Source organism: Streptomyces sp. NPDC048604 (genome assembly GCF_043199435.1).
Classification (GTDB): Bacteria; Actinomycetota; Actinomycetes; order Streptomycetales; family Streptomycetaceae; genus Streptomyces.
The window spans coordinates 202491-216198 of record NZ_JBICVX010000006.1 but is presented as its reverse complement, the minus strand read 5'-3'; the positions used below and the strand labels follow the sequence as shown (position 1 = coordinate 216198).

Sequence of the window (13708 nt, the reverse complement as noted above, 5' to 3'; positions counted from 1 at the left end):
GTTGGCTGGTTGCGCTTTTTGGGGGGGGGTTATTCTCACCGTACTCGGCCGCCCGCCGGGGCTCTCGGACCCTCTTGGCGGCCTCCCGCCGGCGGGGGGGGGGGGGGGGCGGCCCCCCCCCCCCACCGCGGTGCCTCAGGGTGCGAGCCGCAGCCTCAGCCGGCACACGGCCGCGTCGGTGTCGCGGCGGACGGCGTGGGCGACGACCGCGCCGCGCTGGTTCTGCAGGAGCCGCTGCCAGAGCCGTTCGGGCTCCGTCTCGGGGATGAGCACGGTGATCCGGGCGCCCGGGTCGTCGGCGGCCAGTTTCCGTACGTACGCGGTGATCGGCCGGCCGAGGGAGCGGCGCTCCGAGGGGAGGCGGACCAGTTCGACGCCGGGGTTCCACAGGGCCCAGTCGCGTTCCAGGGCCTCGGTCTCGGCGCGGTCCTCCGCGTCCGCGTGGCAGACGGTGACCGCGCGGACCTCGTCGCCGAGGGAGACGGCGGCGGTCAGGGCCTCACTGGTGAGCCGGGTCAGGGAGGAGACCGGCACGAGGACGAGGGAGCGCTCGCGGTGCGGGGGCTCGGGGATGCGGCCGCGGCCGAGGTGCTCGCCGATCAGGCCGTACGCCCGGTGCACGACCTCGAAGACGGCGACGAGCAGCGGCAGGGCGATCACGACGAGCCAGGCGCCGTCGTGGAACTTGGTGGCGGTCACGACGATCGCCGAGACGCCGGTGAGCAGCGCGCCGAGGCCGTTGAGCGTGGCCTTGCCCCACTCCCGGGTGGCGCGCCAGTGCAGGACCATGCCGGCCTGGGCGATGGTGAAGCCGATGAACACGCCGATCGCGAAGAGCGGGACGAGCGTGTTGGTGTCGCCGCCGGAGAACACCAGCAGCGCGGCGGAGACGACGGCGAGCCAGACGACGCCGTGCCGGTGCACCTGCCGGTCGGCCTTGAGGCCGAAGACGTGCGGGACGTAGTCGTCGCGGGCGAGCAGCTTCAGCAGGACGGGCAGGCCGCCGAAGGAGGTGTTCGCGGAGAGCGCCAGCAGCACCATCGTCGCGAACTGGATCACGTAGAAGGCCCAGTTGTGGCCGAGCGAGGCGTCGGCGAGCTGGGCGAGGACGGTGACGCCCTCGACCGGCTGCAGCCCGAAGCGGGAGATCAGCACGGACAGGCCGATCAGCATCACGCCGAGCAGGGCGCCGAGGGCGACCTCGGCGCGCATCGCGCGGCGGGCGGCCGGGGCGCGGAACGACGGCACCGCGTTGGCGATGGCCTCGACGCCGGTCAGGGCGGAGCAGCCGGAGGCGAACGCCTTGAGCAGCAGCAGGGCGCCGACGGTCGTGGCGTTGTCGGCGAGGACGGAGGCGTGCCCCGCGGAGGCCGCGGTGGACACGGGCGCGTCCCGGAAGAGGCCGACGGCGATGAGGACGAGGATCGCGCCGATGAAGACGGCGGTCGGGACGATGAAGGCGCGGGCCGAGTCGACGATGCCGCGCAGGTTGACGGCCGTGATGAGCACGAGGACGCCCAGGCATATCCACAGCCGGTCGTCGTAGAGGGCCGGGAACGCGGAGGTGAGCGCGGCGACGCCGGCCGTGACGGCGACGGCGACGTTGAGCACGTAGTCGAGGACGAGGGAGCCCGCCGCCACCAGACTCGTCCGGCGCCCGAGGTGCGCCTTGGCGACGGCGTACGAGCCGCCGCCGTCCGGGAAGGCCCTGATGACCTGGCGGTACGAGGCGACGAGCACGGCCAGCAGCGCGGCGATCGCGAGCGTGACGGGGAGGGTGAACCCGAGCCCGTAGCCGCCGGCCGCGGCGAGGACGAGGACGATGGCCTCGGGTCCGTACGCCACGGAGGCCATGGCGTCCAGCGAGAGCGCGGCGAGTCCCGTGACCGTCGTCAGCTTGTGGCGGGCGCCGGTATCAGGAGGCTCTTCGGAGCTGGGTGCGGTGCCGTTGGCGGCAGTGAGGACGGCCATGTACGTGTTCCCTTTCAGGCTGGTCCGCCCATGGTGGGGTGGCGTCCGCCCCGCGCCGCTCGCCCTCACGCGCCCTTGACGCCGCGCGGCCCGCTCCGTACACGTCCTTGACGCGAACCCGCCGTACGAGGGGCTACGGGCGCGCGGGGGCGGGCTGTCGGGGCCGGCGGCCCCAGGCGGTCAGCAGCCCTGCCGAGAGGGCGGCGCAGGCGTCGGAGTCCAGGTAGCGCAGGGCGGCGTCGACGGCGGCGTCGTCGACCAGGCCGGTGGCGAGCATGGGTTCGCGGCTGCGCTGCCAGGTGTCGGCCCAGAAGCGGCTGAGGGGGCTGCCCGGCTGCAGCGGGGGCACGTGGATCTCGGCGGCGACGTCCGTGAGCCCGGCCTCGCGCAGCAGGCTCGGGTACGAGGGAACCCAGGAGACGTCCGTGCCGATGGCGGTCCGCAGTCCCTGCCACATGGCCCGCATCACCACGGTGTACGGCGTGGCCGGCGCGCGGTCGCTCGTGAGGTCCACCGCGTCGCCGAGCACCAGGATCCCGCCGGGTTCGACGAGGTCGGCCAGCCGGGCGATCAGGCGCTCGCGCTCGGGCAGGTGCATGAGGACGAAGCGGGCGTGGACGAGGCGGAAGCGGCCGGGGGCGAAGTCCGGGGCGGTGAGGTCGGCCTCCAGCACGTCGAGCCCGGGGACCGGGCGTGCGGCGAGGAAGCGGACGTCGCGGTCCACGGCGAGGACGCTCGCCGCTCCGGCCTCCTCCAGGAGCCGGCGGGAGATCGTGCCGGTGCCGGCGCCGACGTCCAGGCAGTGCCAGCCCGTTCCGGGCCCGAGGGCCCGGAGCCGTGCCATGGTGAGGTCGTCGTACACGAGGGCGCCGTAGTCGATGCGCTCGCCCTCGCCCGCCTGCCCGGGGCGGAACACGGCCTCGCCGTAGCGGCCGGAGCCCGGCGCCGCCGTCATGCCGCCGCTCCGTGCGCAGTAACCATGGGCGAACCTCTCAGGCGGCGGGGGGTACGGGGCGGGCGTGCGACGCCCGCCCCACCGGTCTCCACCGATCTTCCACCGGTCCACGCCGGGGCGACCGAGGCGCGCCGTGCGGCTTTGCCGAAAAGGATCTTGTCCGCCGTGGTGCGGGGCACACAGGCTGAAGGGGTTTCGCAAGCGAGTCCGTCGCATAGGGGGAAGCACAGTGCAGGGCACGGATGTGGACGGCCGGTACGTGGTCGTGGTGAACGACGAGGAGCAGTACTCCATCTGGAGCGAAGGGCGCGAGCTGCCCGCGGGCTGGCGGGAGGCCGGGTTCGCAGGGGCCAGGGAGGAGTGCCTGGCCCTTGTCGAGGAGGTCTGGACCGACCAGCGGCCGCTGAGCGTGCGGCGGAGCTCCGCCGGCTGACGAACCGCGCGGCGGCAGACAGGACGCATGCGGGTGTGCCGAAATCGGGCGCACCCGCTTTTCGTTGCGCTGCGCCCCCACTGTTTTCGGCCACTTCTACGTTCCGAGGATTCGTCATGTTCCGTGTTCGTTTTGCCCGCCCCGCCGTGAAGGGAACAAGCCGGTGGCTTTGCCCTTGAATCGGCCCGGCCGGGCCGCCGGGTCTTTGGACCTGCGCCAGCTCGCCGCATTCCACCGCGTCGCCACACTGCGCAGTTTCACGAAGGCGGCCGCCGAGTTGAATTACGCCCAGTCCAGCGTGACCAGTCAGATCAAGAATCTCGAAGCGTCCCTGGGCGTCGATCTTTTCGAACGTTCGCGGGGACAGGTGCGGCTCACTCCGGCCGGCGAGCAGCTCGCGCCCTACGCCGAGCGCATCCTCGCGCTCGTCGACGAGGCCAGGGAGCGGACGGCCGGGTGGGCCGAGCCCGCCGGACTGCTGAGCGTCGGCGCGATCGAGAGCCTCGTCTCGTACCGGATGCCGCCGGTCCTGGAGTACTTCCACCACCAGTTCCCGCTGCTGCGGCTCTCGCTGCGGGCCGCGCCGGGCGGGCAGATCCGCGAGGCGCTGCGGCAGGGCACGCTGGACCTGGGGGTGTTCATGGACGCGCGGACCGAGCACTCCGGACTGCGCACCGAGGTCCTGCGGGACGAGCCGCTCGTCGCGATCGCCGCGCCCGGACATCCGCTCGCCGGGGCGTGCGGGCTGGCCACCGAAGATCTGGTGTCGTCCCCGATCCTGGTCCCGGAGCCGGGGGCCTGCTACCGGGGGCTGCTGGAGGCCGAGTTGGCGGGCTCCGCGGGCCGGTCCGCGTCCACGCTGTTGGAGTTCGGGACCGTCGAGGCCATCAAGCGCGGGGTCGCCGCGGGCCTGGGCGTCAGCGTCGTGCCGGAGTTCGCCGTGGCGGACGGGCTGGCGGCGGGAAGTCTCGTGGCGCTGGACTGGCCCGTGCCGTTCACGGTCCGTACCCAGATCGCCTGGCGGCGCAGTCGGCAGGTCAGCCGCTCCATGCGGGCGTTCGTGGAACAGACGACCGCGGCGTCCGCTCTGTGTCCGACCTCGGCACCCGCCGCGGCTCCGGCTTCACAGAGGAGAAAGCGGACCGATCGAATTCTTCGATGCCTGTGATCGGAAACGCCGTTCCGTGATCGATTGACCCTGCCGATCATCATGATCAAGGCTGTGAGCGATCCCAAGATCGGCGATTTACCGCACACACATTCGGGGGCATGATGCGGCGGACGCTCGGGCAACCAGGGCTGCCTGTACGCATGTTGGGCGGCAGCGTACACCACGAATCGGGCACCGACGGCATTCCCGGGGAATCGCCGTGACGCACCCGGGGGAACGGGAAGCGGATCGCTGGCTCCGCTGCTTTCATCCCCGTGTCTCCGCGGAACACACCCTCGTCTGCTTTCCGCACGCCGGCGGCGCGGCCAGCTACTACCACGGCATTTCGGCGGCGCTCGCCCCCGATGTCGAGACGCTCGTCGTCCAGTACCCGGGGCGCGAGAAACGTCTCTTCGAGGAACCGGCGCCGTCCGTCGAGTGGCTGGCCGACGCGGTGGCCCGGGCGCTGGTCGCCCGCGGCGTGCAGCGGCCCGTGCTCTTCGGGCACAGCAGGGGGGCGATCGTCGCTTTCGAGACGGCGCGGCGCCTGCACCGCACCGCCGGGCAGCCCGCCGCCCTCGTCGCGTCGGCCTGCGCCGCGCCCTCCCACCCGGAGGCCCGCCGGGCCCTGGGGGACGGACTCGCCGGGCAGAGCGACACGGAGGTCCTCACCCGGCTGCTGGGGCTGGGCGGCACCGACGCCGACGTGGCGCAGCACGCGGAACTGATCGAGCTGGTCCTGCCCGCGCTCCGCGCCGACCTCGCCGCCCTGACCCGCTACCGGGCCGCTCCCGACGCGACCGTGCCGTGCCCGGTCTCGGTGTACGCGGCGGACGACGATCCGGACGTCCCGGCGGCGGACGCGGCCCTCTGGGGCCGTCACGCTGCCGGCGGCACCGTCGAGGTGCACCGCTTCGAGGGCGGCCACTTCTACTTCGGGTCCCTCCCCCGGCCCTTCCTCGACCGGCTGCAGCAGACCGTCCGCACCGCCCGGAAAGGGATCGCGTTCGCATGACCTCCAGTGGATTCGTCGTGGAGGAACTGGCCCGGCTCTGGTCGGAGCTGCTCGGCACGCCCGAGCCGGCGCCCGGCGCCGAATTCGCCGCGCTCGGCGGCGATGAGCGGACCGCACAGCGGCTCGCCGAACTGCTCGACGAGGAGCTGGGTGTCCGGGTCCCCGCCGCCGAACTCCTCGCCGCGGCAACACTGGAGGGCATGGCCGCGGTGGTCCACGCCGCCATGAAGGGACCCGTCGCCGCGCCCTCCTCCGGTCCGGGGCCCCGGACCGTCCCGTACGAGCCGGACGCGCGGCCCGCGCTGTCCTTCGCCCAGCAGCGCCTGTGGTTCATGCAGCAGCTCGACCCCGGGAGCACCCTCTACAACATCCCCACCGTGCTGCGGCTGCGCGGCGCCCTCGACCGCGCGGCGCTCGGGCGGGCGCTCGACGCGGTGGTGGCCCGCCACCAGGTGCTGCGCACCACGTACGCGGCGCCCTCCGGCGTACCGCACCAGGTGATCGCCCCGCCCGCGCCGGTCCCGCTGCCGTGCACCGACGTGTCCGACGCCGGCGCCCCGGAGGCGGAGGCGCGGCGGATCGCCGCGGCGGAGGCCCGGCGGGTGTTCGACCTGGCGTCCGAGCCGCCGCTGGCCGCCCGTCTGGTGCGGCTCGGGCCCGAGGAGCACCGGCTCGTCGCGACGTTCCATCATGTCGCCGTCGACGGCGCGTCGGTGGAGCGGTTCTTCCACGAACTCGGCGTCCTCTACGGCACGCCGGACGCACTGCCCGCACCGACCCTGCAGTACGCGGACTTCGCCGCCGGTCAGCGCGAGCGGCTCGACGGCGACGCGCTGAAGGCCCTGGTGGCGCACTGGCGCGCCGTCCTCGGCGACGACCCTCGCCCCACCGAACTGCCCAGGGACCGCCCGAGACCGGCCTCCAAGAGCTTCCGCGGCGCCGTCGCCGCTCGCCTCCTGCCGGCCGAACTGGTGCGCGCCGTCCGGACCTTCGCGCGCACCGAGCGGGCGACCGCGAACATGACGCACCTGGCGGCGCTGTACGCGCTCCTCGCCGGCTGGTCCGGGGCCGAGGACATGACGGTGGGCATCCCCGCCGCCGGGCGCACCCGGGCCGAGCTCCAGGAGCTGGTCGGCTGCCTGATCAACATGGTGCCGGTACGGGCCCGGCTCGACGGGGCCCCGGACTTCCGGGCGCTGGTCGGCCGGACCCGGGCCGCGGTGCTGGATTCCGCCGCGCACCAGGAGCTGCCCTTCGACCGGCTCGTCGAGGCGCTGGTCTCCCGGCGCGGCCGGGACTTCATGCCGGTGTTCCGGGTGATGTTCAGCTACCTGGGCGAGCGCAGGCCCCCCGTGTTCGCGGGCCTCGGGCCGTGCGAACTGGACCTGACCGGACCGCAGGACACCGCCAAGTACGACCTGAGCCTGTACGTGGAGGAGCGCGGCGGGGACGCGGTGGAGCTGTCCCTGGAGTACGACACCGATCTGTACGGGCCGGACACGGCGGCCCTGCTGCTCACCGGGTACGAGCGGGTCCTCGCGGCGGCCGTCGCCGCCCCGGACGCCCCGGTCGCCGAACTGCCCGCGCTCCGCTCACCCGTTGACGCCCACGCCCACGCCCACGGCCACGGCTACGGCCACGAGAGGAAGACCGACCTTGACCGTTGACGAACGCGTCCCCGCGCCGACGCCGGCCGCCGGCGCACCGGGGCGTCCGACCCTGCACCGGTGGTTCGAGCGTCAGGCGGCGCTGCGCGGCGAGGCCGTCGCCGTGAGCGGCCCCGACGGGCGGCTGACCTACCGGGAGCTGGAGCGGGACGCCAACCGGCTCGCCCATCACCTGCGGTCGCTGGGCGTCGGCCCCGAGGTTCCGGTGGCGGTCTGCCTGGAGCGGACCACCGGTCTGGTCACGGCGCTGCTGGCGGTGCTCAAGGCGGGCGGGGCGTACCTGCCCGTGGACCCGGCGAGCCCCGCGGAGCGCCGGGCGTTCATGCTCGCCGACGCGAAGGCGAGGGTCCTGGTCACCGACCGGGCCGACGGCGGCGCGGGCACGGCGGTCACCGTGCTGACCGGTCCGGACGGCACGGATCTGTCCGGGTACCCGGACTCCGCCCCGTCCGACGGGGGCGCGGTCGCGGCGAACCTCGCCTATGTGATCTACACGAGCGGTTCGACCGGCGCGCCGAAGGGCGTCATGGTGGAGCACCGCCAGGTGACCGCGCTGCTCGCCGGCACCCGCGACCGGTTCGGGTTCGGGGCGGACGACGTGTGGTCGATGTTCTCGTCCGCCGCGTTCGACGTGTCGGTGTGGGAGCTGTGGGGCGCTCTGCTGCACGGCGGCCGGCTGGTGGTGGTCCCGGATGACACGCGCCGCTCGCCGCAGGACTTCCACGCGCTGCTGCACCGCGAGGGGGTCACGGTCCTCAACCAGACGCCGGCCGCCTTCCGTCAGCTCGTGCGGTACGAGGAGGAGCTGGTCGAGCGCGGCGAGAAGCCCGCCGAACTGGCGCTGCGCGTGGTGGTGTTCGCCGGTGAGGCGCTGCCGCCGGAGTCGCTGCGGCCGTGGCTGGAGCGGCTCGGCGACGCCTGCCCCGAGCTGGTGAACATGTACGGGATCACCGAGACGACGGTGCATTCCACGTACCGCCGGATGACCGCGGCGGATCTTCAGAGCGCCGAGTCCGTGATCGGCGGGGCGTTCGAGGGCTGGTCGCTGCGGGTGATCGGCGCGGACGGCCTGGAGGCCCCGGCCGGGACCCCCGGCGAGCTGTACGTGGGCGGGGCGGGCGTCGCCCGCGGCTACCTCGGCCGCCCGGCGCTCACCGCGGAAAGGTTCCTGCCGGATCCCGACGCGGACGTGCCGGGCGCCCGTCGCTACCGCTCCGGCGACAGCGCGCGGCGCTCGCCGGAGGGCGGCGACCACGCGTACCTGGGGCGGCTCGACCACCAGGTGAAGATCCGCGGTCACCGGATCGAGCTCGGCGAGATCGAGAACGCGCTGGCCGGGCATCCGGCGGTGCGGGACGCGGTGGCGGTCGTGGACCGGGACACGGCCGGCGAGCCGCGCCTGGTGGCGTACTGGGTGGCCGCCGCGGGCCCCGGCGGCGACGCCGACACCTCGCACCTGCGGGAACACCTGGCCCGGACACTCCCCGAGTACATGCTGCCGAACGTGTTCGTGGCCCTGGAGCGGCTGCCGCTGACCGTCAACGGCAAGGCGGACCGGCGGGCGCTCCCGGCGCCGGAGGCCGTACGGCCGGAGCTCGGCACGGACTTCGCGGCGCCGGCCACGCCGGTGGAGCAGACCCTCGCCGCCCTCTGGGGCGAGCTGCTGTCGGTCGACCGGGTGGGTCTCGACGACGACTTCTTCGAGCTGGGCGGCCACTCGATGCTGGCCACCCAGGCCGTGGCCATGGCCAAGGAACGGCTCGGGGCGCCCGTGACCCTGCGGATGCTCTTCGACCGCCCGACCGTACGGGAACTCGCGAGCGGTCTGGAGGACCTGCTCGCCGCACGCCACGACGACACCGACAGGGGGAAGGCATGACCGAGCGGACGGACGTGACGGTGCCGGAGGGGACGGAGCTGCCGGACGGGACGGAGCTGCCGGAGCAGAGCGTCGCCATCATCGGGATGAGCGGACGCTTCCCCGGCGCCCCCGACGTCGACGCCCTGTGGCGGCTGGTCGTGGCGGGCGCCGACGGCGCCACCCGGTACACCGACGAGGAACTGCTCGCCGCCGGGGTGCCTCAGGCGCAGCTGGAGGACCCGGCGCTGGTCAAGTCGGGCTATCCGCTGGAGGGTTACGACCGGTTCGACGCGGCGTTCTTCGGGATGTCCCGCTCCGAGGCGGAGCTGACGGATCCTCAGCACCGGCTGCTGCTTGAGACCGCGTGGCAGGCGCTGGAGCGCGCCGGGTACCCGGCGGGCGCCCACGACGCCAGGACCGGTGTGTTCACGGGCGTCGCGGGCAACGGCTACCAGCGCGAGCGTGTCCCGCAGGACGGACCGGACGGCCGGGTGTCGGACGAGATCCAGGTGGGGATCGGCAACGACCCGGGCATGCCGGCGCTGCGCGTCTCGTACAAGCTGGGGCTGACCGGGCCGAGTATGACCGTGCAGACCGCCTGTTCGTCGTCGCTGGTGGGCGTGCACCTGGCGGTGCAGTCGCTGCTCTCGCGGGAGTGCGACCTGGCGCTCGCGGGCGGTGTGGCGGTGCGGGAGCTGGAACCGCGCGGCTACCGGTACGAGGAGGGGGCGATCCTCTCCGAGGACGGGCGCTGCCGCCCGTTCGACGTGCGGGCGAGCGGCACGGTGTCGGGTGACGGCGTGGCCGTGGTGGTGCTGAAGCGGCTGGAGGACGCGGTCGCGGACGGCGACCACGTGCACGCGGTGATCCGGGGCTCTGCGGTCAACAACGACGGCTCCGACAAGATCGGTTTCACGGCCCCCTCGGCGCGCGGGCAGGCGGAGGTGATCTCCGAGGCCCTCGCGGTGGCCGGGGTCGAGCCGGGCTCGGTCCAGTACGTCGAGGCGCACGGCACGGCCACCCCGCTGGGCGACCCCATCGAGGTGCAGGCGCTCACGGAGGTGTTCGGACCGGAACTGCCCGCCGGGTCGGTGCACTTGGGCTCGGTGAAGTCCAACGTGGGCCATCTGGACGCGGCTTCCGGGGTCACGGGCCTGATCAAGGCCGCACTGGCGCTGGAGCACCGGCACATCCCGCCGACCGCGCACTTCACCGCGCCGAACCCGCGACTCGCACTCGACAAGGGCCCGTTCCGGGTGGACGCCGAGGGCCTGCCGTGGCCGGAGACGGCCGAACCGCCCCGCGCCGGGGTGAGCGCCTTCGGCATCGGCGGCACCAACGCCCATGTGGTCCTGGAGGCCGCGCCCCGGGCCGGGGCCGCCGCGGACGACGCCGGCGGGTGGCAGGTGCTGCCGCTGTCGGCGCGGACGCCGGAGGACCTGCGGGCCGCCGCCGACCGGCTGGCCGACGCGCTCGACGCCGGCTCCGGTCCGGGGCTCGCGGACACCGCGTACACCCTCCAGGCCGGGCGGGGCGCCCTCCCCCACCGCCATACCGTCGTCGCCTCCGGCCGCGCCGAGGCCGTGGCCGCGCTGCGGGGGCCCGCGGCCGCCACGGAGCCGGCGGCGCCGGAGGGCCAGGCGCCCGCCGTGGTCTTTCTCTTCCCGGGGCAGGGCGCCCAGTACGCGGGGATGGGCGCGGAGCTGTACCGCACCGAGCCGGTGTTCCGCGAGGCGTTCGACGCCTGCGCCGAGATCCTGACGCCGCTGACCGGCTGGGACGTGCGCGAGGTCGTCTTCGCGACGGACGAGAGCGGCGCGGGCGAGGCTGTCGCGCGCGAGGATGCCGGCGGCGGCGCGGGTGAGCGGCTGCGGCAGACGCGCTACACCCAGCCGGCCGTCTTCTGCGTCGACTACGCCGTGGCCCGGCTCCTTCAGTCGTGGGGCGTACGGCCGGATGCGATGACCGGGCATAGCCTCGGCGAACTCGTCGCGGCCTGCCTGGCCGGGGTGTTCGGCCTGGAGGACGCCCTGCGCGTGGTGGCCCGGCGGGCCGAGCTGATGCAGGAGACCCCGCCCGGCGGCATGCTGTCCGTGCTGCTCGACGAGACGGCCGCCGCCGAGGCGGTGCAGGGCTCGGGCGCCGTGATCGCCGCCGTCAACGCGCCCGGTTCGTGCGTGATCGCCGGCACCGCGCAGGAAGTGGCCGCGGCCCGCCGGACGCTGGGGGAGCGGGGCGTGGCCGTGAAGGCGCTGGAGACCTCGCACGCCTTCCACACCCGGCTGGTCGAGCCCGCGCTGCCCGGACTGGCCGAGGTGCTGCGCTCGGTGACGCTGCGCAAGCCGTCGATCCCGTTCCTGTCCAATGTGACCGGCACCTGGATCACCGACGAACAGGCCACCGACCCCGCGTACTGGGTGGCGCACACCCGTGAGCCGGTCCGGTTCGCGGACGGCGTGTCCACGCTGGCCCGGCGCGGCCCGGCCGTCCTGGTCGAGGCGGGCCCCGGCAGTCAGCTCACCGGTCTGGTCCGCAGCCACACCGAGCCCCGGCCCGTGGTCACCCTGCTCCCCCGCCCGCGCGGGGCGGCGGCCCCGGCCGAGGGCCGCACGCTGCGCGAGGGCCTGGGCGAGCTGTGGCGGCACGGCGTGGCCGTCGACTGGGCGGCGCTCCACCACGGCCGCGCCCGGCGCCGAGTCCCGCTGCCCGCCTACCCGTTCCGGGGGCCGAGCCATCTGCTGCCGCGCGTGGAGACAACGGCGGCGGCCGGTGTCCGCACCGACCCGGCGCGCTGGACGTACACCCCGGTGTGGCACCCCGCTCCGCCGCCGGGGCCGGCGACGACGGACCCGCAGAACTGGCTGGTGCTCGCCGACGCCCGCGGGCTCGCCGACGCGCTCGCGGCCGGGCTGCGCGAGCAGGGCCACACGGTCGTCACCGTCGCGCGGAGCGCCGGCTACGCCCGTACCGCCGACCACGCGTTCACGGCCGGCCCGGCGCACGCCGACGACCTGCCGAGGGTCGTGCGCGAGCTGCGCGCCGACGGCCTGGCGGTCGACCGCGTGCTGCACGCCTGGCCGGTCACCGACCCCGGCGCGGTGCGCGGCCGGGACGTCTCCGCGCGGCACGCCGAGGCGCTGGACCGCGGGTTCCACGCCCTGGTGGGGCTGGTGCAGGCGCTGGACGCGTCCGGCGAGGACCGCCCGGTGCGGATCGACGTCCTCACCGACGATCTCCAGGACGCGTACGGCACCGCCGTCGTGCTGCCCGAGCGGGCCACGGTGCACGGCGCGGTGACGGTGCTGCCCCAGGAGTACGCCTGGCTGACCTGCCGCGTCGTGGACGTGAGCCTCGGTTCGGGGCAGGGGTCGCTCGTCGGCCCGCTGCTCGCCGAACTGGCGGGCCCGGACACGCAGTCGCCGGTGGCGTACCGGCGCGGGCTGCGGCTGCGGCGGGCCTACGCGCCGGTCCCGCTCGCGCCGGCGGAGCGGGCGTGGTCCGAGGGCGGCGGCCACCTGGTGACCGGGGTGTCCGGCGAGGCGGGGCTCGGCTTCGCCGAGCACCTGGCGGCGTCCGGCGCCCGGCTGCTGCTGGTCGGCGGACCGGAGCCGTCCGGGGACCCGGCCGGCCCGGCCGCGCAGGAGCACGCGGCGCGGCTCGCGGCGCTGCGGGCGGAGGGCGCGGCGTACCGGGAGGCGGACCTCGCCGACCCGGAGCAGGCGCGGGCGGTCGTGCGGGAGGCGCGGGAGCTGTTCGGTCCGGGCGGGCTGCGCGGAGTGCTGCACTTCCCGAAGGCGCGGGGCTCGGGCCTGGTGGCGCTGAAGTCCCGGGCGGACTTCGAGACGGTGCTCGCGGTGCGGGTGCGCTCCACGCTGCTGCTGGACGAGCTGCTGGCGGACGAGCCGCAGGCGTTCCTGCTGCTGGGCTCGGCGACCACCGGCATCACGGGCGGCTTCGGGCAGTCGGAGAACACCGCGGCCGCCGCGTTCCTCGACGCCTACGCGCCTTCCGCGGCGGCGGGCGGCCGCCGGGCCGTCGCGTTCGACGTGACCCAGTGGGCGTGGGACGACTGGTTCGAGCAGCAGATGGCGGGCCTGCCGGAGGTGCGGGCGCTGTACGAACGGCTCCGCCGCGAGCAGGGTGTGCCGGTGCCGGAGGGCCTGGCCCTCGCCCGGGCCGCCCTCGACGGCGGACTGCCGCAGGTCGTGGTCTCCCGGGCGGACTTCCAGGACGTGCTGGCCGACGGGACGAACCTGTCGGCGACCGCGTTCACCGACGCACTGGGCGGCGACGGGCCGGGCACGGACGACGCCTGGGACCCGGCGGCGGTGTGGCCGGACGACGAACTCGCCCAGTCGGTGGCCCGGATGTGGCGGGACATGCTCAGGATCTCGCCGATCGGACCCGACGACGACTTCTACGAGCTGGGCGGGAACTCCCTGTTCGCGATCCAGATCGTGAGCCGGCTGCGCCAGGCGCACGGCGACTTCCCGATGAGCGCGGTCTTCGAGGCGCCGACCGTCGAGGGGCTCGCCGCGGCGATCCGGGCGCACCAGGCGGAGGCGATCGGCCTGGACGAGTTCGAGGCGCTGCTGCGCGAGGTCGAGGGCCTGTCGGCGGACGAGGCCGAGGCGAAGCTGCAGGAGGAGGGATGAC

8 protein-coding genes are annotated in these 13708 nt (G+C 74.8%); 6 read left to right on the top strand and 2 right to left on the bottom strand.

Annotated elements, in window-relative coordinates; all coding sequences use genetic code 11:
* Positions 1-135: 135 nt before the first annotated feature.
* Entirely contained in the window at positions 136-1971 is a 1836-nt protein-coding gene (locus ACGFMM_RS14945) for an APC family permease (RefSeq protein ID WP_393646626.1), read from the bottom strand.
* A gap of 133 nt (positions 1972-2104) precedes the next feature.
* Positions 2105-2926 carry a methyltransferase domain-containing protein gene (locus ACGFMM_RS14940; protein WP_393646624.1) on the bottom strand — a complete coding sequence of 274 codons (822 nt, stop codon included), beginning with the start codon at positions 2924-2926 and terminating at the stop codon, positions 2105-2107.
* Positions 2927-3155: 229 nt separating this feature from the next.
* On the opposite strand from ACGFMM_RS14940, the gene ACGFMM_RS14935 reads away from it, so the two are divergent.
* The 6 genes from ACGFMM_RS14935 to ACGFMM_RS14910 all read left to right on the top strand — a co-directional run bounded on the left by ACGFMM_RS14935 (position 3156) and on the right by ACGFMM_RS14910 (position 13707).
* Complete coding sequence (locus ACGFMM_RS14935; protein ID WP_393646622.1) at positions 3156-3359, top strand: MbtH family protein; 204 nt, start codon at positions 3156-3158, stop codon at positions 3357-3359.
* Positions 3360-3522: 163 nt separating this feature from the next.
* Positions 3523-4527 carry a LysR family transcriptional regulator gene (locus tag ACGFMM_RS14930; protein WP_393646620.1) on the top strand — a complete coding sequence of 335 codons (1005 nt, stop codon included), beginning with the start codon at positions 3523-3525 and terminating at the stop codon, positions 4525-4527.
* A gap of 202 nt (positions 4528-4729) precedes the next feature.
* Positions 4730-5524, top strand: coding sequence for a thioesterase II family protein (locus tag ACGFMM_RS14925; protein WP_393646618.1), 795 nt, complete (start codon positions 4730-4732; stop codon positions 5522-5524).
* A complete protein-coding gene (locus tag ACGFMM_RS14920) occupies positions 5521-7191 on the top strand; it encodes a condensation domain-containing protein (protein ID WP_393646616.1) in 1671 nt (556 codons plus the stop codon). Before ACGFMM_RS14925 ends, ACGFMM_RS14920 begins: the two co-directional genes overlap by 4 nt.
* Entirely contained in the window at positions 7181-9070 is a 1890-nt protein-coding gene (locus ACGFMM_RS14915; protein WP_393646614.1) for an amino acid adenylation domain-containing protein, read from the top strand. The genes ACGFMM_RS14920 and ACGFMM_RS14915 overlap by 11 nt, the downstream gene beginning before the upstream one ends.
* On the top strand, positions 9067-13707 hold the full coding sequence (locus ACGFMM_RS14910) for a beta-ketoacyl synthase N-terminal-like domain-containing protein (protein WP_393646612.1): 4641 nt from the start codon (positions 9067-9069) through the stop codon (positions 13705-13707). The genes ACGFMM_RS14915 and ACGFMM_RS14910 overlap by 4 nt, the downstream gene beginning before the upstream one ends.
* The last annotated feature ends 1 nt before the right edge of the window (position 13708 follow it).

Excerpts from the sequence above, each read along its gene's own strand:
- ACGFMM_RS14920 (WP_393646616.1), top strand. The coding sequence starts at position 5,521 with ATGACCTCCAGTGGATTCGTCGTGGAGGAACTGGCCCGGCTCTGGTCG.
- ACGFMM_RS14940 (WP_393646624.1), bottom strand. The coding sequence starts at position 2,926 with ATGACGGCGGCGCCGGGCTCCGGCCGCTACGGCGAGGCCGTGTTCCGC.
- ACGFMM_RS14945 (WP_393646626.1), bottom strand. The coding sequence starts at position 1,971 with ATGGCCGTCCTCACTGCCGCCAACGGCACCGCACCCAGCTCCGAAGAG.
- ACGFMM_RS14910 (WP_393646612.1), top strand. The coding sequence starts at position 9,067 with ATGACCGAGCGGACGGACGTGACGGTGCCGGAGGGGACGGAGCTGCCG.